This is a genomic window from Loktanella sp. S4079 (assembly GCF_000967725.1).
Taxonomy (GTDB): domain Bacteria; phylum Pseudomonadota; class Alphaproteobacteria; order Rhodobacterales; family Rhodobacteraceae; genus Yoonia.
This window is the reverse complement of record NZ_JXYE01000006.1, coordinates 259,536-278,145: the sequence shown is the minus strand read 5'-3', so window position 1 is coordinate 278,145 and position 18,610 is coordinate 259,536. Positions and strand designations below refer to the sequence as shown.

14 protein-coding genes are annotated in these 18,610 nt (G+C 54.7%); 6 read left to right on the top strand and 8 right to left on the bottom strand.

Going from position 1 to position 18,610, the window contains the following annotated elements:
* Positions 1 to 3: 3 nt before the first annotated feature.
* A complete protein-coding gene (locus TW80_RS14495; RefSeq protein WP_045998130.1) occupies positions 4 to 1,203 on the bottom strand; it encodes an isochorismate synthase in 1,200 nt (399 codons plus the stop codon).
* Between the two features lie 424 nt (positions 1,204 to 1,627).
* Here TW80_RS14495 and TW80_RS14490 point away from each other — a divergent pair, with 424 nt between their 5' ends.
* Entirely contained in the window at positions 1,628 to 3,709 is a 2,082-nt protein-coding gene (locus TW80_RS14490) for a TonB-dependent receptor (protein WP_045998129.1), read from the top strand.
* A 76-nt stretch (positions 3,710 to 3,785) separates the two neighbouring features.
* Here the strand turns inward: TW80_RS14490 and TW80_RS14485 are convergent, their stop codons facing one another.
* Positions 3,786 to 4,241, bottom strand: a complete 456-nt coding sequence (locus TW80_RS14485; RefSeq protein ID WP_045998216.1) for an NUDIX hydrolase — start codon at positions 4,239 to 4,241, stop codon at positions 3,786 to 3,788.
* Positions 4,242 to 4,292: 51 nt separating this feature from the next.
* Complete coding sequence (gene hpbA / locus TW80_RS14480) at positions 4,293 to 6,329, bottom strand: N-methyl-L-proline N-demethylase HpbA (protein ID WP_045998215.1); 2,037 nt, start codon at positions 6,327 to 6,329, stop codon at positions 4,293 to 4,295.
* Between the two features lie 177 nt (positions 6,330 to 6,506).
* Between hpbA and TW80_RS14475 the strand changes: the two genes are divergently transcribed.
* The 3 genes from TW80_RS14475 (at position 6,507) to TW80_RS14465 (ending at position 8,506) form a co-directional block, all read left to right on the top strand.
* Positions 6,507 to 7,145: a TetR/AcrR family transcriptional regulator gene (locus tag TW80_RS14475; RefSeq protein WP_045998214.1), complete on the top strand. Its 639-nt coding sequence runs from the start codon at positions 6,507 to 6,509 to the stop codon at positions 7,143 to 7,145.
* The gene (locus TW80_RS14470; protein ID WP_045998128.1) at positions 7,142 to 7,897 is read left to right on the top strand and encodes a pyrroline-5-carboxylate reductase family protein; all 756 of its coding nucleotides are present in this window, start codon (positions 7,142 to 7,144) and stop codon (positions 7,895 to 7,897) included. The genes TW80_RS14475 and TW80_RS14470 overlap by 4 nt, the downstream gene beginning before the upstream one ends.
* 93 nt (positions 7,898 to 7,990) lie before the next feature.
* Entirely contained in the window at positions 7,991 to 8,506 is a 516-nt protein-coding gene (locus TW80_RS14465) for a winged helix DNA-binding protein (protein ID WP_239450558.1), read from the top strand.
* A gap of 15 nt (positions 8,507 to 8,521) precedes the next feature.
* On the opposite strand, the gene TW80_RS14460 is transcribed toward TW80_RS14465, so the two are convergent.
* The 3 genes from TW80_RS14460 to TW80_RS14450 form a co-directional block, all read right to left on the bottom strand.
* A complete protein-coding gene (locus TW80_RS14460) occupies positions 8,522 to 9,823 on the bottom strand; it encodes a TRAP transporter large permease (RefSeq protein WP_045998126.1) in 1,302 nt (433 codons plus the stop codon).
* Between the two features lie 3 nt (positions 9,824 to 9,826).
* A complete protein-coding gene (locus TW80_RS14455; protein WP_045998125.1) occupies positions 9,827 to 10,351 on the bottom strand; it encodes a TRAP transporter small permease in 525 nt (174 codons plus the stop codon).
* Positions 10,352 to 10,452: 101 nt separating this feature from the next.
* A complete protein-coding gene (locus tag TW80_RS14450) occupies positions 10,453 to 11,418 on the bottom strand; it encodes a TRAP transporter substrate-binding protein (RefSeq protein ID WP_045998124.1) in 966 nt (321 codons plus the stop codon).
* A 111-nt stretch (positions 11,419 to 11,529) separates the two neighbouring features.
* Between TW80_RS14450 and TW80_RS14445 the strand changes: the two genes are divergently transcribed.
* A complete protein-coding gene (locus TW80_RS14445; RefSeq protein ID WP_045998123.1) occupies positions 11,530 to 15,162 on the top strand; it encodes a hydantoinase B/oxoprolinase family protein in 3,633 nt (1,210 codons plus the stop codon).
* 45 nt (positions 15,163 to 15,207) lie between these two features.
* Here the strand turns inward: TW80_RS14445 and TW80_RS14440 are convergent, their stop codons facing one another.
* Both TW80_RS14440 and TW80_RS14435 read right to left on the bottom strand, forming a co-directional pair.
* Positions 15,208 to 16,275 carry a hybrid-cluster NAD(P)-dependent oxidoreductase gene (locus TW80_RS14440; protein ID WP_045998122.1) on the bottom strand — a complete coding sequence of 356 codons (1,068 nt, stop codon included), beginning with the start codon at positions 16,273 to 16,275 and terminating at the stop codon, positions 15,208 to 15,210.
* Positions 16,275 to 17,504 carry an aromatic ring-hydroxylating oxygenase subunit alpha gene (locus tag TW80_RS14435; protein ID WP_045998121.1) on the bottom strand — a complete coding sequence of 410 codons (1,230 nt, stop codon included), beginning with the start codon at positions 17,502 to 17,504 and terminating at the stop codon, positions 16,275 to 16,277. Before TW80_RS14435 ends, TW80_RS14440 begins: the two co-directional genes overlap by 1 nt.
* Positions 17,505 to 17,644: 140 nt before the next feature.
* On the opposite strand from TW80_RS14435, the gene TW80_RS14430 reads away from it, so the two are divergent.
* Positions 17,645 to 18,535: a LysR substrate-binding domain-containing protein gene (locus tag TW80_RS14430; protein ID WP_045998120.1), complete on the top strand. Its 891-nt coding sequence runs from the start codon at positions 17,645 to 17,647 to the stop codon at positions 18,533 to 18,535.
* The last annotated feature ends 75 nt before the right edge of the window (positions 18,536 to 18,610 follow it).

Genomic DNA, 18,610 nt, shown 5'->3' with positions numbered 1-18,610 from the left:
TGGTTAGTTTAAGTCTTGAAGCGCGGCATCGCGCGGCAGGCCAAGCGCGGCCAGCAATGCACCGAATTTCGCACCTGTCTCTGCGGCTTCGCTTTGGGGTTCAGAGCCGAGGACAATACCAGCCCCTGCATATAGCCGCGCTTGGCTGCCACAGAGTTCGGCGCAGCGGATGGCCACATACCATGCCCCATCGCCAGAACGGTCGCACCAACCCACGGCACCTGCGTAAAAATCGCGTGGCACCGGTTCGAGTTCGCTGATCAGATTTGCCGCACGGTCGCAGGGCATTCCGCAAACCGCCGGTGTTGGGTGTAGTTTTGACGCCAAAACGACAGCCGGGGTTTCGGGGTCTTTTAATGTCCCTTGGATCAGCGTTCCGATATGCCACATGGACTTTGTTGTGGTCAGTGTCGCCCCGTCCGGCGCGCCCAGTTCAGAACAAAAGGGTGCCAATGTGTCTAGGATATACTCGACCACGACGGCATGTTCGCGTTGATCTTTGGCAGAATTGCGCAGGCCCTCAGCGGCGGCGGCATCTGCTGTCGGATCGTCCAGCCGCTTTGCTGACCCAGCGAGCGGGTGTGACGTGATTTGCGCACCGGACTTGCTGAGCAATAGCTCTGGCGTTGCTCCGACAAGGTGGCGGGGTGAGACTCTGCTGCCAGTTGTGGGGAGGGCAACCTGAAACGCGGTCACGGATGGATCGTATGATAGCCGAGCGAGAACATCATTCAGCGGAATTTCTTGCGCCTGTTGCAGCATCAATGTGCGGGCAAGAACAACTTTGCTCAACCCTTGGGGAAGCTTTTGTTCGGTGCGCATGATGTCGAGAGCGCGGCTCACGCTGTCCATATAGGTCTGTGCGGATGGCTGCGGACGCGGGCGCACGACAGTAATTTCGCTGGTGACGCCTTGGTCTTTATTCTGATCGCCAAGCCATACACCATCACCGCGACCAACTTGCCAAAGGTAGTCTGCTTCGGCCTTATTGAACGGCAATGCGCCCCCCAGCATTGCGCCATCCGTTGCTCCGTTGAAAAAGCCACCAACCCTATCCGCGAGCGTTTGATCACTGCCGCGTGGAATGGCCAGCGCGGGTCCTGCTGCGCATATCATCCCATTTTTGTTACGAAAAGCAAAGGGTTGATCCGGTATCGAATGCGCCCCTTCAGTGGAGTGAGCGTTAAGGAATGGCAATGTCATCTGGCTGCCTCGGTGTTACGCGCACATGTGTCTGGCGCGTCCTGTTCACGAAAATGCGGAATGCCCCGTGGGGTGCAATCTGCTGCGAATGATCGGGTTGGGTTTGCTTGTTCTTGGTCCACGTTTTAGGAACGTGGTCGAGAACTGGCCCGGTGCGGGCCTGGCTGCCTGCGCGGAACATGTCAGAGTGGCACACCGCCTTCAAGAAATAATTTAGTATATTGGTCAGGTATTTGCGGAAATCTGCTGTGCAACCCTAGGGCACGATGTAAAATAGTCACATTCCGACAATTTTAGTCGCCTATTATGTTGTATCAGAAATCACGGGACTACTGTCCGCGCGAATCCACCGCGTTTGTCGCCGCTGTGGTTTCAGTTCACTGCCAGCCATTTTTAGCCAGCCTTTCAACTCCAAGGGATAAAAATGGAACAACGGCGAACCGCGAGATTGCTCGGTGGTGTCAGTATTGTAGCGATTTGCGCAATCTCACCTTTGTCAGTGCTTGCTCAAGATACTTCGGACGAAACTTATTCACTCGGTACAATTTACATCACCGGTGATACGATGACACGCAGCCAACAGCGGACAGCATCATCTGTCACCGCCGTTGAAGACGACGAAATCGAAGCGCTTAAGGGTGCTGATGCGGTGAGTGATTTGCTTGGCGCGATGGCAAACGTAACTGCACCCGCCGAAGGAGGTCAAGACGGTACTCCGGCAGTGCGCGGTCAGGACGGTGAGGGCCCCAATTCTGGAGCGACTGCGTTCTTTGGGGGGTCTGCCCCACGTTTGGCTGTCAATGTAGACGGGCACTACCTCAGCTATAACGAGCTTGTTTATTCTACCAGTTCTCTGTGGGATGTAGAGCGTGTCGAGCTATTCCGTGGTCCGCAAACGGTCAGCCAAGGCGCAAATAGTATTGCTGGCGCATTGGTTATTGAAACCGCTGATCCGACCTTTACCCGTGAGGGTGCTGTGATGCTTGAGGCAGGAACCGGTGGCAAGCGTCGGGCAGGGCTGATGGCTTCTGGTCAGGTGGCGCCGGATGTTGCTGCGCGATTCACACTCGACCACACACAACGTGAAAACTTTATTGAATACACGAATCCGGCTTTCTCGATTGGCGACACAGATCAAGATCACTATTCAACGACAGGCCGGTTCAAATTGCTTTGGGAACCATCCCAATTGCAGCAGCTGAGTACGCAGTTCACCTACGCCTATTCTGATAGCAATCGTCCCACGTGGGAAGCCGCGAATGGTGACTTTGCTGACTACGAAAGCACGGTCGGAGCCAACCCAAGCTGGGGTCAGGTTACACAAACGGCTATTCACGACATCAGCTATGACTTTGACGAAGGTGTCACACTTTCCAATCAATTGCAGTTCTCTGCGATGGAAACAACGCGAACCACTTCTCCTGAGGCTGCAGGTAGCGCGGAAATCGACCAAGATAACATCTCGAACGAAACCCGTTTGGTCTTTGGCGACGAAACAGACACGCTGAGCGGTGTCGTTGGGCTGTTTGCGTCACATACCAAGAGTGATGAGATGTTGAACCTGCGCGGTATTTCAACGTTCGACGATGAAAAGGACAGCATAGGTGCGTTTGTCGGTCTGGACTACCGACTGACAGATCGTCTGTATGTCGGTGGGTCGCTGCGCTATCAAACTGATCGGGTCCAGCGGCTTGGCGAAAGCCCTTTCACCCCGAATGCTTTGGATTACGATCAAACATTCGAAGCTTGGCTGCCAAAGCTGACGGTTGCTTATGACGTAAACGAAGACACCACGATTGGTGCGATGATTGCTCATGGCTATAACCCGGGTGGTGTGACGCTTGGTTTCTCTTCGCAAGAATGGGTGGAATTCGACGAAGAGACTTCGGTGAATTTTGAAGTCTTTGGGCGTACTGAAGTGATGGACAATCGTTTGGGTTTGACCGCAAACCTGTTCTACACAAAGTTTGACGATATGCAGCGCTACGTGACCTCCGAAGCGGTCGATGGCTATTTCGAAGCGGTCACAGTGAACGCAGAAGCGGCGCATTCATATGGGCTTGAACTGGGCTTTGACTTTGAACCTAGTGACGTATTGCGGGTCAAAGGTAACCTTGGTCTGCTAGAAACTGAAACAGAAGAATTTACCAATGCTTCAGTTGATTATAGCGGCAATAGTTTTGGTAATGCACCGAGCAGCACCTTTAGCCTAAGCGCGGATTGGCAGGTTGTCCCAGACATCACGCTGAGCGGTCGTATCCGTCACACTGGTTCGTACTACTCGGATGATGAAAACACCGAAGCGGCCAAGATTGATGCCTACACCGTTGCCGATACACGCGTTGTCTTTACGCCGCGCGACAACGTTGAGCTCTACGGTTACGTCAACAACGTATTCGGTGAGGATGCTGTTACCAGCATGCGTTTTAGCCGTACCTTGGCAGAGTACGAAGCGACTATGGTACAGCCGCGCGAAATCGGACTGGGCGTGCAAGTTACGTTCTAATCGTTACCCATCGCGCCTGTTGTCAGGCGCGATGGTTCTCTGCGGGATTTGAGTTCATCCATAGTACAGCGACAGTTCAGTTTGGTCGGTGTCGTTTCGGTAATCTCGGAAGGGCGGCGTTCATACCTAGGCCGAGCGTGTTTTGGGCCTGCGACAACAGCTGCCACGAAAATCGAAATAAAATTGGCTCATGCCCGTTATGAGGTGTTTGCTCGATGTGATCCCAAGTGACCGGAAGATCGTCGGGCATTTGCATGTGAAAAAAGTAGCGGGTGACCACATGTTGTTGCGCCATGTGGGTATACACATGTTTATCTACCCCGAGTGGGACAGGTATGTTGTAACCATGCAATCCCGTTTCTTCGCGAAATTCGCGGATAGCGGCGTTGATTGGTGTTTCGCCGGGTTCGATGGTGCCGCCCGGTACTTGGAAGGGGACATCGGGGAAATCAGGTTCACAAAAGACAAGCAGGCCACGCGCGTTGGTCGCGTAGATTAGGGCTTTGTCCGGGTGCGTGACGGTTTTGGTCATCGGGTTACCTTGTTGAACAAAGTAACCCATCAATTGCAGGGGATCGCAAGCCTAGAGTAACCGCGTCAGCCGAAGTGCGTCATAAATCGCGGCATGGGTATTGCGGGCGGAAACCGCGTCGCCGATCCGAAAGACCCGGTAAGCCCCGTCGGGATTGTAATCGACTGATTGGGTTTGGCCGTTGACCAGTGCTTCGTAATCGACTGCGCCGCGATTGCGGGCGTTTGGCTTGAGGTCAAAATAGATATCGTCAAGCGGCCGGGTGCCGTGGTTGACGACCACCTGATCTACGACACGTTCGCGGGTGAAGTCCCCATAGTCCGAACCGAATACCGCGCGCAGTTGGTTGCCTTGTCGATGGACAGACTTGAGCCGCCAAGTGACCGTAAACGTCGTGTCGCGTTGTTGAAGCGCGCGCATATAGGGGACGAGGTTCATTGCCATGACCTCGGGGGCGAAGGCCCTATCAGGGGTGACGATTTCGACCTTGGCCCCGGTTGCGGACACAAAATCAGCGGCTTGGAGTGCGGCGTGATCACCCGCGTCATCGTAGATCAGAACATTTTGGCCGGGTTTGGCGTCACCGCCCAGAATATCCCAAGCAGAGATCACCAGTTCATTGCCTGCTTCCAAGACTTCGGTATGGGGTAGGCCGCCAGTAGCGATGATAACCTCATCAGGCGATGTATTCAGAACATCGGCTGCATCGGCAAAGGTGTTAAAGTGAAATGTCACTCGTTTCTTGACGCATTGCTGGAACCGCCATTCGATGATGGAAATCATCTCTCGGCGGCGTTCTTGAAGAGCGGTCAGGCGAATTTGTCCGCCGGGTTGGTCAGCGGCCTCAAAGACGGTGACGGTATGGCCGCGCTCTGCGGCGACGCGGGCCGCCTCGAGCCCGGCAGGACCGGCGCCAACGATGGTGATGCGTTTCGCGGTTTCAGCAGGCGCAATGGCATGGGGTTGTTCAATCTCGCGACCTGTTGACGGGTTGTGCAAACAGAGCGCCATACCACCTTGATAGATCCGATCGAGACAATAATTGGCACCGACACAGGGGCGGATATCGTCCTCGCGGCCTTCGATGACTTTGCGTACCAAATGCGGGTCGGCCATCTGGGCACGGGTCATGCCCACCATGTCCAGCTTGCCGCTGGCAATTGCGTGCCGCGCGGTGGCAACATCTGGGATTTTCGCGGCGTGAAAGGTCGGAAAATCAGTGGCGGATTTGATTTCTCCGGCGAAATCAAGATGTGGCGCGTTGCGCATCCCTTGGACGGGGATCACGTCGGTTAGCCCGGCATCCGTGTCGATATGCCCTTTGATGACGTTTAGAAAATCAACCAGCCCGCTGTTCTTGAGCTTATGCGAAATCGCCAATCCGTCGTCTTTGCTAAGCCCGCCTTGTAGGTCTTCGTCGCCAGTATAGCGGACGCCGACAATGAAATCCTCGCCGCAACGTTCGCGAATGCCGCGCAACACATCAAAGGTAAACCGCAGCCGATTATCAAGACTTCCGCCGTATGGCCCATCAAGATCATTGGTCAAAGGCGACCAGAATTGATCCATCAGATGCCCGTAAGCTTGAATTTCAACGCCGTCCAATCCGGCCTCTTTCATACGCTCGGCGGCGTCAACATAGTCCGTAATGATGCGGGCGATGTCCCAATCTTCGATTTTCTTGGGAAAGGCCTTGTGCGAGGCTTCGCGTTCATGGCTGGCGGACACGACAGGTAGCCAGTCTGCTTTGTCCCAACGGGTGCGGCGACCAAGATGGGTGAGCTGGATCATCACCGCGCAACCTTCGTCATGGCAGGCGTCGGTGAGGGCTTTCATATGGCCAACGACCTCGTCTTTCCAAGCAAGGATATTGTTGAACACCGGCGGACTATCGCGCGCAACGGATGCCGACCCTGCTGTCATTGTCAGGGCGACACCCGCTTTTGCGCGTTCGACGTGATAGGCGCGATATCTGTCTTTGGGCATCCCGTCTTCGGGGTAGGCGGGTTCGTGGCTGGAAATCATGATGCGGTTCTTCAGCGTCAAATGTTTGAGCTGATAGGGCTGTAAAAGCGGGTCGTTTGACATGTTGGCTGCCTTTGCGGGTAAGCGATCTGGAATCAGATTTGAAAAAATGTGCATGACTGTCAAGAAAAAGGTCATGAGTGATCATGATTGCCCGTCAAAATTAGCAAGCCTGTACATAATATGCACACTGGTGTTATCGTGACGGTCGAAAGAACGCATCGTCAGGTAGGGACACATATGTCGCAAGATTCACAGGCAGAACGCGGATGGCGTGGCTCTCCGGAACTATGGATTAATGCGGCCTACGACGCTTTGATCGACAAAGGGGTCGATGGGGTCAAGATTCTACCCCTGGCCGAGACTTTGGGCCTGTCACGCACGAGTTTTTATTGGTTTTTCGAGAATCGCAAGCAGCTCTTGGCAGCATTGATCGAACGTTGGGAGGCGCGTACGACCGAGGCCTTGATCCGCGCGACTAGCGATTATGCGGCGACCGAAACCGAAGCAATGTTGAACGTCATCAGCACTTTTTTATCCGAAGATGTGTTCGACACGCGGTTGGAATTGGCCGTTCGTGCTTGGGCGCAACAAGATGCAGATGTCTTGCGCCGGTTGCAAGAAGCAGACCAGTGCAGGTTGGATTCCTTGCGCGAAATGTTGATGCGCTGGGGCCATTCTGACGAAGACGCAGATGTTCGCGCGCGCACGATCTATTTGGTGCAGGTCGGATATATTTCTATGCGCGTGCACGAACCCATTGCTGAGCGACTGGCACGGTTTCCCAACTACGTCGAGATTTACACAGGGCAGCGGCCCCCTCAGCACGAGATGGATCGGTTTATGGCGCGGATCGGTTATAAAGACGGTCAATCATGAAGCTTGGTATCTTGGGTGGAACCGGATGGCTGGGCAGCGCGATTGGTAAGGCTGTTTTGCATCAAGGTGTCGTAAACGCCAGCGATCTTGCTGTCGTTAACAAGAGCGGAGCGCGCCGAGACTATTTTGGATATGATGTGCAGTGGCCAAAATCGGCCCAAGCATTGGTCGCCTTTGCCGATGTCATCATACTAAGTGTCCGGCCAGATGACTGGCGGCAAATTTCCATGCAGGCAGAGGGCAAGCTGATCATTTCCTTTATGGCTGGGGTGCCGCTTGATGTGTTGCAATCAACGGGTGCCCGTGTTGTCCGCGCCATTCCCAACGCAGGTGCCGAGAATTGCACCTCTTTTACACCGATGTGTGCGGGGCCGGGTGTCACCAATCAAGATCGGGAGATTGCCCATCGGCTGCTTGGCGCAATCGGGAGCGTTCGCGAAGTAGACACCGAAAATCAGCTAGAGGTTTTGACCGCAGTGACCGGGGGTGGGCCTGCATTTCCAGCGCTCTTGGCAACAACGCTGAGCCAGTATTTGACCACGAGCGGATTGCCTGCTTTCGTCGCAAAAGAAGCGGCGTTGAATGTCGTGCGCGATTGCGCGCAATTGATTGACGATCCACATGCGGTTGTAAAACGATTTGTGGATTATGCCGGTACGACTGCCGCTGGTATCAATGCGGCACAAGATGCAGGTTTTCAGACTGCAATCTTCGAAGCGATGGATGCCGTACGCAAAGGCCCCGCCACCTAAGTTCGCGGATTGCCTAAAAAATGCGCAGAGTGAATTGCCAACTGGGGCCTTCGCTCTTATGTTCGTTCTATCATTTTTTATCGGTGAAATATCTTGAAAACGCCATCAAAACGAAAAATCGTCTCGTCCCGCCACCTTGCTGAAGGGGAAAGCTGGGAAGCATCAGAATTTGAATTTGGGCTTATCATTGCGTTCAACGCTTTTTCGCGTTGGATGGTGAAATGTATGGCGGCATCTGGCCACACAGAAATGAGCCCGCTAGAGATCTTGGTGTTGCACAACGTCAACCATCGCGGACGTGACAAGCGCCTGAGTGATGTCTGCTTTTTGCTGAATATCGACGATACACACACGGTAAACTACGCCTTGCGGAAACTGCTTAAGGCGGAACTCATTGTTTCGGAAAAGCGCGGCAAAGAAGTATTCTACCGGACGTCAACGCAAGGGGCGAAACTGTGCGAAGCATATCGAGAAATTCGTGAACGCTGCCTGATTGATGGGCTGGGGCGCATGGATCTATCGGGCGAAGAGCTTAGCAGCATTGGCGCGAGTTTGCGGGCCTTGTCAGGGCAATATGATCAGGCAAGCCGGGCCGCGTCCTCGTTGTGACGCAGCCCGCATAGTTTAGCGGCTCATCGCGTCGGGCAAATAGGTTACGATCTGCGGGAACAGCGTGATGAGCACGACCGCTAAGAGCAGCAGTACAAAGAACGGCAAGGCCGCCTTGGCAATGCGTAAGATGTCAATTCCCGTGAGCCCTTGGATCACAAAGAGATTGAACCCAACCGGCGGGGTGATCTGGCTCATTTCGACGACAAGCACCAGATAGATGCCGAACCAGATCGGGTCGATCCCGACCTCCATCACCATTGGCATTATGATCGACGTCGTCAGCACAACAACCGAGATTCCATCCAAGAATAGCCCCAATATGATGAAGAAAATCGTCAACACAGCCAGCAAGACATAGGGCGATAGCCCCATTTCGCTAATCCACGCAGCGAGGTTGCGCGGCAGGCCCGTGAACCCCATCGCCACGGCCAAGAATGCGGCGCCGAGCAAGATAAACGCGATCATGCATGACGTGCGTGCCGCCGACAAAAGCGCGTCGAGAAAATCGCGCATCGCAAAGCTGCCTGATAACACAGCCAATACAATCGAAAGCAAAACACCAAGAGCTGCCGCATCAGTCGGGGATGCAATCCCAGTGTAAATCGCGCCAATGACGCCAGAGATAAGCAACCCAACCGGGATTAGGCCGCGCGCCTCCCAGAGCTTTTCGCGGATCGGCATCTTTTGTGTTTCATTGGGGATGAGCGATGGGTTCATCCATGACCACAGCGCAACATATGCGCCGAACATGGTCACGAGCATTGCGCCCGGGATCAGCCCCGCGACAAAGAGCCTTGCGATGGATTGTTCGGTTGCGACGCCATAGACGATCAAAATGATCGACGGCGGAATCAAAAGCCCCAGCGTGGCAGAGCCAGCCAATGTTCCCAAGATCAGGCTTTCGGGGTAGCCACGTGATTTGAGCTCTGGGATCGACATTTTGCCGATGGTCGCAGCGGTCGCGGCTGACGACCCTGAAACCGCAGCAAAGATCGCGCAGCCCAACACGTTCACATGCAAAAGCCGCCCGGGCAAACCACCAAGCCAAGGTGCCAGCCCGTTAAACATATCGCGACTTAGCCGTGACCGCAGGAGGATTTCCCCCATCAAGATGAATAGGGGCAGTGCGGTCAGTGACCATGAATGACTGTGTCCCCAAAAAGTGACGGCCATATTGAGGCCCACCGAAGAGTTGGAAAAGAACGCGAGCGCCACCGCAGCAACAGCCGATAGCGACAGGGCGATCCATAGACCGCTGGCGAGAAAGACAAACAACACACCCAGTAGGATAAGGCCGATGAGGGGGTCTGACATGACTTAGGCCTCCTCGGATGCTGCGATGACGGGTTCGCGGCGCGCAATGGTTTGAAACAGGCTGTCCACAATGGCTAAGCACAGCAACGCCATGCCGACTCCCATTGTTGATTGCGGAATCCAAAGCGGAATTGGAACGCTACCGTTGGAAACATCGCCGTAGTGAATGCTTTCGGCGATGAGAACGCCAATAAAATAGACCGCAAAACCGGTCAGAAATGCTGCGGCGCCAAGGGCTGCGATTTCAGCCCATAATTGGGCTGCCCGAGGCAGTCGGGCCGTGATCAGCGATACTTTGATATGGCCGCCGCTACGAAAGGTGTAGGGCATCGCCAAAAACGTCGAAGCGGCCAACATAAACCCCGAAAAATCGGCATAGGACGGAATGGTTGACGGCAAAGGTGCGTCGAAAACGCGGGTCATAAAGTTAAGGAAGATTTGCGCGCTAATAAGGATGGCGATTGCGAGGATCATAAACGCTGAAATCCAAGCCGCTGTCAGGTAAATCCGATCGAGGAGGTGACGCATAGTTCAGTCTTTCGTTTTGAGGCCCGGCACTGTGTTAAGGAAACTAGCGCCGGGCCTGTCTTGGCAAATGAAATCGGCTCAGCCTTGATCGGCTGTACGATTTATTGGCCCTGATAAGTCGTCAGAATTGACTTGGCCGCATCAGAGGCGCTTGCCTCCCAGTTTGTCAGCATGGTCGCACCGATTTCTTGCAAGCCAGCGGTCAGCGCGTCGCTAGGTGTGACGATGATCATGCCGTTTTCTGCCATGATGGCTGTCTTGGCGTCCGCTTCGGCTGCTGACATTTCCCAACCGCGTGCTTCTGCTTGGGCTGCTGCCTCGAGAACTGCGGTCTGGACATCCTCTGGCAGACGGCGGAACGCGCGTTCGTTGACCACGACAATGTTCTTTGGCACCCAAGCGTTAATCGGGGTGTAGTGCGTCACAAAATCCCAAGCTGTGGAATTTGCACCTGTAGAAGGCGAGGTTACCATCGCTTCGACTTGGCCCGTGGCAAAGGCCTGAGGGATGTCAGATGCTTCGACTTGCACTGGGGCAGCGCCTGCGAGCGTTGCGAATTCTTCGAGTGCGGCGTTATAGGCGCGAAAACGCAGGCCGTTGAGCGCTTCGACCGTTTCGATTTCACCGTTGGTATATAGCCCTTGCGCAGGCCAAGGCACAGAAAACAGCGGCACAAGACCTTGCTCGGCCAGTAGTTCGGTCACGACAGGTTTTTGTGCTTCCCAGAGTTTAGCTGCATCATCGTAGCTGGTGGCGACAAATGGCTGGCTATCAATGCCAAAGGCGGCATCGTCATTCACGAGGCGCGAAAGAAAGAATTCGCCAATAGGCACCTGACCAGAACGCACAACGTTCCGGATTTCGCCATGCGGAAACAGCGAACCGCCCGAATGCACTGTGATTTCCAGCGCACCGTCTGTTGCCGCAGCAATATCGGCCGCAAATTGTGAAATGTTTTGTGTGTGGAATGTGGCGTCCCCGTAGGGCGTCGGCATGTCCCATGTGTCAGCTGACGATACGGTCGCGAAACCACATGCGGCAACTGCAGCAATTAATACGTTTTTCATCGGTTACTCCTCTGTTGGTCAGCATTCAGTTCTTAGCATAACCAAATACAACGTTGACAATTTGTCAGCGTATTGCAAAGAAAGCAACAACTTTATGCAAAGGAGCAGAAGATGACAGCGCGCGCAGATGCGAAATGGGATTTCTGGATCGACCGGGGTGGCACCTTTACCGATATTGTCGCGCGGTCGCCCGATGGGGCCTTGCTGTCACACAAGATTCTTTCTGAAAAACCAGAGTCTTACAAAGATGCGGCTGTGCAAGGTATACGTGAAATGCTGGGCCTGAAAGCTGGCCAAGACATTCCACAAAACACGATTGGTGCCGTAAAAATGGGCACCACAGTGGCGACAAATGCGCTGTTGGAACGCAAGGGCGACGATACGGTTTTGTTTATCACCCAAGGCTTTGGGGATCTTTTGCGAATCGGCTACCAGAACCGCCCGGATCTCTTTGCGTTAGATATTCAGTTGCCTGACCTGCTCTATAAGGACGCGGTAGAAATCGACGAAAGGCTTGGTGCGGATGGCGAAGTCGTCCAGCCGCTTGATCTGAAAAAAGCACGCGAGGCGCTTTGCCGTGCGTATGGGCAGGGGTATCGATCAATTGCGATTGCTTTGCTGCACAGCTACCGCAATCCGGCGCATGAAAAAATGCTCGGAGATATGGCCCGGCAGCAGGGCTTTACCCAAGTATCGCTTAGCCACGAAGCAAGCCCGCTGATTAAACTGGTTTCACGCGGGGATACGACTGTGGCGGATGCTTATTTGACGCCGATCCTCAAGAGGTACGTAAATCAAGTGCGTGATGCATTGGGCGCAGGGTCGGTTGATCGGCTGATGTTCATGCAATCAAACGGCGGCTTGACGGATGCGGATTTGTTTAATGGTCGCGACGCGATCTTGTCTGGCCCAGCGGGTGGTGTTGTCGGCATGGTCAGTACTGCCTGCCAAGATGGCTTTGACAAGTTGATCGGTTTCGACATGGGCGGCACCTCGACCGATGTGTGCCACTACGCTGGCGATTTTGAACGTAGCTTTGAAACAGAGGTTGCAGGCGTGCGGATGCGCGCACCGATGATGAATATTCATACTGTTGCTGCTGGCGGCGGGTCCATTTTGTCGTTCCGTGATGGGCGCTTGCAAGTTGGACCAGAGAGCGCGGGCGCTGATCCGGGCCCAGCATCCTACCGCCGTGGTGGGCCGCTGACAGTGACGGATTGCAATGTTGTACTGGGCAAGCTTCAGCCTGAGAATTTCCCAAGCGTCTTTGGGCCGAACAGCGACGAGCCACTTGACGCAGAGCGTCCGCGCGAAATGTTTGCTGCGCTCGCCCAAGAGATCGCAGCCCAGACGGGTGAAGCACCCATGCAGGTCGAGAAATTGGCCGAAGGGTTCTTGCGCATTGCGGTCGATAGTATGGCCAATGCGATCAAAGAAATCAGTGTTGCACGCGGGTATGATGTGACGCGCTACACATTGAATTGTTTTGGCGGGGCAGGTGGTCAGCATGCCTGTCTGGTTGCCGATGCGCTTGGGATGACTTCGGTCTATTTGCACCCTTTTGCCGGGGTGTTGTCTGCACTTGGTATGGGGTTGGCCGACATCGTTGCGATGCGTGAAAAACAGCTTTCGCTGCCCGTCAGTGATCGCGCTGGGATTGCTGCGGCGGGTGAGATGCTCAGCACCGATGCGATCGCCGAAGTCACCGCCCAAGGGGTGCCCGCCGATCAGATCATGGTGCATCAAAAGGTCTACCTGCGGATTGCGACGTCACAGACGACGTTGCCTGTGCGGCTTGCCGCGCCCGAACAGATGATCGAGGATTTCCGAGCCGCATTCGAAACCGAATTTGGTTTCCGGCCTGATGGCGATGATATTATTGCCGAGATGATCTCGGTCGAGGCGGTTGGCGCATCCGGGGCACGGGCTGCGTTGCCAAATGCAGCAACCCAAGATAGCGCGCATGGCACAACGATGATGTGGGCCGCCCAAGAATTGCGGACCGTACCGACCCATGATCGCACAAAGATGGGCGTCGGTGCCGTGATAACAGGGCCAGCGGTGATCAATGAACCAACGGGTACAACCGTTCTAGAAGACGGTTGGCAGGCGAATTGTCTGGATGGTGGTGCGCTTGTGTTGCGCCGCGTCGTGCCGCTCAGCCGCAAAGAGGCGATAGGCACCTCTGTCGATCCGATTATGCTCGAAGTGTTCAACAACCTGTTTATGTCCATCGCCGAGCAAATGGGCGCGACACTGGCAAAAACCGCCGTGTCGGTAAATATCCGCGAGCGGCTAGATTTTTCATGCGCGATCTTTGATGCCGCAGGCGACTTGGTTGCAAATGCGCCGCATGTGCCCGTGCACCTTGGCTCTATGAGCGCAAGCGTAAAGGCCATCTTGGCGCAGAATGACGGTCAAATTGCTCCGGGTGATGTGTTCATGATGAATGATCCGTTTAACGGTGGCACCCATTTGCCGGATGTCACAGTGATCACGCCGGTTTTTGACCAAAGCGGCACCAAGATTGATTTTCTGGTCGCATCACGCGGGCACCACGCAGACATCGGTGGCAAAACACCGGGTTCGGCACCGCCAGACAGCCGCCACATTGATGAGGAAGGCATTCTGATCAAAAGCTTTAAGCTGGTTTCAGCAGGGCAATTGCAAGAGGCCGCCGCGCGCGCACTATTGGGTTCGGGGCCTTTCCCTTGTCGGAATATTGATCACAACATGGGCGATCTAACGGCACAGATTGCGGCAAACGCGACAGGCGCGGCCGAACTGCACAAGGCGATTGATCAATTCGGGACCGAAGTCGTGCAGTCCTATATGCGGCACGTGCAAGACAACGCAGAAGAATCTGTGCGTCGTGTGATTGATGTGCTGGACGACAGCCAGTTTAGTTATCCGCTTGATAGCGGGGCGAAAATCGAGGTGGGCATTTCCGTTGATCATGAGAACCGCAGTGCGACGATTGATTTCACCGGAACCTCAGAACAAGACGAATACAACTACAATGCGCCAATGGCGATTTGTCACGCGGTGGTTCTTTACGTCTTTCGGACCTTGGTCGGTGCTGACATTCCGATGAACGAAGGGTGCCTGAAACCGATCAACATCGTCGCCCCCAAAGGCAGCTTTATTAACCCGAATTATCCTGCGGCCGTGATTTCGGGGAATACCGAGGTGAGCCAAAGCATCGCGGACGCGCTCTATGGCGCGTTGGGTGTCATCGCGGGCAGTCAGGGGACGATGAATAACTTTGTCTACGGCGATGAGGTTCTGCAGAACTATGAAACGATCTGCGGCGGTACTGGCGCGGGGCCTGCGTTTGACGGATGCGCGGCTGTGCATAGCCACATGACGAACACGCGGATGACCGACCCAGAGGTTTTGGAAACGCGGTTCCCTGTGCGTGTGCGCCGCTTTGCCATCCGACATGGGTCTGGGGGTGCGGGCATGTATCAGGGTGGTGACGGTATTGTCCGCGAATTGGAGTTCCTGTCACCTATGACTGTGACGGTCTTGTCCAGCCACCGCAAAACCCAAGCCTTTGGTGTCGAAGGTGGTGGTGCGGGGCAGCCGGGCGAAAACAGTGTGCGGCGCGCCGACGGTCAAATCGAACCACTTTACGGTAATGACCGCCGCGAAATGAATCCGGGCGATGTGTTCGTGATGAAAACACCGGGCGGCGGCGGTTACGGCGCCGTGGGGCAGGTGCTTGATCAAGCGGCTGAATAGGATCGCTTAGTCACGGGCGCGCGACATTTGCGCGCCCGAGATATTTTATAGCTCTACAGTGACCTGCCCTTTGGGGTTGGAACAGCAAGCAAGGATATATCCTTCGGCGATTTCATCCTCGGTGATCCCGCCATTGTGGACCATATGGACCTCGCCTGCGGTTTTGCGCAGCTTGCAGGTGCCACAGATCCCAAAGGTGCAGCCCGCCGCAATACTGACGCCCGATGCCTTGGCGACCGACATGATTGTGTCGGTCTCTGAACAACTGGCCGTAACATCAGAGCCTGCAAAATAGACCTCTGCTGTCGCGGTTTCATCAGGTAAATCATCCTCGGGTGGGGCCGTTTGGGTGGGTATCGGTGCGCCAAAGCTTTCTTGATGATAGCGCGCCATGTCAAAGCCCAGCCCGGCCAAGGCTTCGCGGACGGCTTGCATGAAGGGCTCAGGCCCGCAACAAAATACCTCGCGGTCAAGGTAATCGGGTGCGACAAGCCCAAGCATCAGTTGGTTCAAGACGCCCTTATACCCGGTCCAGGGTTGATATTTGTCTGTGCCTTCGACGATCCACGCCAGCTCAATCCCGGAAGTCCGCGACGCCATATGCTCTAACCGCTCGCGAAAAATAATCTCGGACGGGCGTTTGGCACAATTTACAAAGACGATATCGGGGTGGCTGCCACGGTCATATATATGTGTGGTCATCGACATCATTGGGGTAATGCCCGACCCGGCAGAGATAAACAGAAACTTGCTGGCCCGTGTTTTCAGATACGTAAAGTCGCCAGCGGCACCGATCGCTTTGATCCGCATGCCCGGTCGCAAGTTATCAAGCATCCAGCGCGTGCCAATCGAATTTTCCTGCGCTTTCACGGTAACAGACAAGGACATCGGTCGAGAAGGCGAGGATGAAATTGTGTAGGTCCGATGCAGCGGCCCGCCCGCCACGGGCAGTTCGAGCGTCAGGAATTGCCCCGGATCAAAGCGAAATAACGCGCCCGAAGGGGCCTGAAACGTGAAAGTCACCGTATTGGGCGTTTCGGGCAAGAAAGAAACACATTCCAAGGGTTCCGCGTCCGTCCAAAACGCGAGGGTCGGCTGGTCAATATATTGCATTATTCGGCAGCCATTGTGTTAGGGGCAATGTAGTCTTGCATGGTCTGTGCGTACCAATCGACAAATTGGGTGACGCCGGATTCCTCGACCGGGCTATAAGGCCCCGGAATATAGGCCGGAGAGTTGATCCCTTGTTGGTTCGCTTCGACGATTTCACGATCTTCATCGTTCGTATGGAGCCAAACCTCGGTCAGTCGTTTGAGGTCGTAATCAACGCCTTCGACGGCGTCTTTATGCACGAGCCACGTGGTGGTGACCTCGGTTTCTTGGGTGCTGATTGGCGTCACCCGGAATGTCAGCGAAATATCGGGCAAAAAGTGGTTCCACGTCGATGGATAGTGAAACACGAGCAGTGAACCGGCATCGGGCAAACCCACCCGACCCAATGGACGATGGCTGGCCACTTTGCCGTCCATTGTGTAGCTGACAGCGCGTTCTTGCAGTGGCATCCGCGCGAACCTGAATTGTCCGGCACCGCCAAGCGCGAATTGCGCTGGTGCGCCCGCTGCCTCGCAGCGATCAAAATGCGCTTGCAGTTTAGGTGAAATGCTACCGTCAGGGTTTACCCCAGCGATTTCAGGGTCCAACGAAAACGAATTGCACAGGGCAGGATGCGAACCCGCACAGTGATAGCATTCGCGGTTGTTTTCCCAAACCAGCTTCCAATTTGCTTTCTCGATGATGCTGGACTGATGCGCCACCTTGGCACTGCTCAGATCATGGACGTCTAGATAGGGATGGCCAAGCGACGCAAAGGGTTCAAAGTCAGGCGCTTCATCGGCTAAACAGATATAGATCAATCCGGCGAGGTTGCGCAGGTGAACAGGGCGCAGACTATGCTGCGACGGATCAAAGTCCGGCCCCATCTCGCGCGCCCAGAGCAACGACCCGTCCAGTTCGTAGGTCCATTGATGGTATGCGCAGACCAGCTTGGCGACTTGTCCACCGCGCGATTTGCACAAAATGGACCCCCGGTGGCGGCAAGAATTGTGGAAGCCACGGATTTCGCCATCTGCCCCTTTGACGAGAATGACATCATAGGCCCCGATCTTAACTCTGGAATAGGCGCCGGGTTTTGTTAGCTCTGCCGCAGGGATCGCGAACAGCCAGGATTTGTAGAATATCGCGTCCATATCTTGCTGGAAAATATCGGCGTCGCGATAGAATGCCCCTTCAAGCGCGTAACCGGGCTTGCGTCGGGCGAGCAGGTCGGAAAGAGAAAGGGTCATATGAGCCCCATAAGTTAAGGTGAGAATGTATCACTATTCAAAGCCGATTTTATGTGTTTTCAATGGTATAAATATTCACGTGAGATGAGATGAAATCATCTTAGCACGTTTCCGACATCTCTATTTCTAAAGGCGACAGAATGGCCCGTCCCTATGATCTACCCTCGATGAGCGCTCTGCTGTGTTTTGAGGCAGCCGCGCGACATCTGAGCTTTAAACAGGCAGCGAGCGAACTGAATGTCACGCCAACCGCAGTGAGCCACCAGATTAGAAATCTCGAAGCTGATCTGGATCGGCAGTTGTTTGAACGCGGGCATCGCGGTGTAGATCTGACCGAAATCGGGGCCTATTTATTTGTTGCGGTGCAAAAGGCGCTGTCGGGAGTGTCAGACACGGTCAAAGACGTGCGCATGCGGTCGGATCGTGACGATGTGGTTGTTGGGTTGACCACGGCCATGAGCGCCTTTTGGCTGACACCATTGATCACCGACTTTTGGAAGGAGCACCCGGAAATTGTGGTCTCGCAGTCAGTAAGCGACGTTGGCCCAGGTACAGAACAGGTCGATATCAGCCTGAACTACGGGGAAATGCCGGATGACGATAGCGAATGCTATCCGCTCTTTTGGGATCGTATTGTCGCGCTTGGTGCGCCGGAATTTGCGCGCAATCACGCCATTGATGGGCTAGATGCGTTGCGTGCGGCACCACTGATCCACTTTGTCTCCGAAGGCGAGTGGACAGGGTGGGAGGATTGGTTTGCAGCGCTGGATCACCCAAAGCAATCTGGGCGACAGATTAACGTAAATAGCTATATGATTGCGATCCAGCTTGCCCAAGATGGCGCCGGGGCGGTGCTTGGCTGGCAAAACCTCGTGCGTCCGCTGCTAAGGTCGGGGCGGCTTGTGCCGCTGGTCCAAGAGGATGTGACATCACCCTTTCCATATTATCTCAAGCTGCATGCAGGCGCACCGCCGCAGGCGCGCATCTTTTGTGATTGGCTCATTGCGCATCAAGGCCAGCCCCACGTGTAATTGCGCGAAACCGTGCCGAGAGGAAAATTTCTAGAAATTTTCCCCGTTGCTTACGTAACGTAAGTGACTTTAATC

Coding starts and splice junctions, on each gene's coding strand:
- TW80_RS14495 (WP_045998130.1), bottom strand. CDS start 1,203: ATGACATTGCCATTCCTTAACGCTCACTCCACTGAAGGGGCGCATTCG.
- TW80_RS14490 (WP_045998129.1), top strand. CDS start 1,628: ATGGAACAACGGCGAACCGCGAGATTGCTCGGTGGTGTCAGTATTGTA.
- TW80_RS14485 (WP_045998216.1), bottom strand. CDS start 4,241: ATGACCAAAACCGTCACGCACCCGGACAAAGCCCTAATCTACGCGACC.
- hpbA (WP_045998215.1), bottom strand. CDS start 6,329: ATGTCAAACGACCCGCTTTTACAGCCCTATCAGCTCAAACATTTGACG.
- TW80_RS14475 (WP_045998214.1), top strand. CDS start 6,507: ATGTCGCAAGATTCACAGGCAGAACGCGGATGGCGTGGCTCTCCGGAA.
- TW80_RS14470 (WP_045998128.1), top strand. CDS start 7,142: ATGAAGCTTGGTATCTTGGGTGGAACCGGATGGCTGGGCAGCGCGATT.
- TW80_RS14460 (WP_045998126.1), bottom strand. CDS start 9,823: ATGTCAGACCCCCTCATCGGCCTTATCCTACTGGGTGTGTTGTTTGTC.
- TW80_RS14455 (WP_045998125.1), bottom strand. CDS start 10,351: ATGCGTCACCTCCTCGATCGGATTTACCTGACAGCGGCTTGGATTTCA.
- TW80_RS14450 (WP_045998124.1), bottom strand. CDS start 11,418: ATGAAAAACGTATTAATTGCTGCAGTTGCCGCATGTGGTTTCGCGACC.
- TW80_RS14445 (WP_045998123.1), top strand. CDS start 11,530: ATGACAGCGCGCGCAGATGCGAAATGGGATTTCTGGATCGACCGGGGT.
- TW80_RS14440 (WP_045998122.1), bottom strand. CDS start 16,275: ATGCAATATATTGACCAGCCGACCCTCGCGTTTTGGACGGACGCGGAA.
- TW80_RS14435 (WP_045998121.1), bottom strand. CDS start 17,504: ATGACCCTTTCTCTTTCCGACCTGCTCGCCCGACGCAAGCCCGGTTAC.
- TW80_RS14430 (WP_045998120.1), top strand. CDS start 17,645: ATGGCCCGTCCCTATGATCTACCCTCGATGAGCGCTCTGCTGTGTTTT.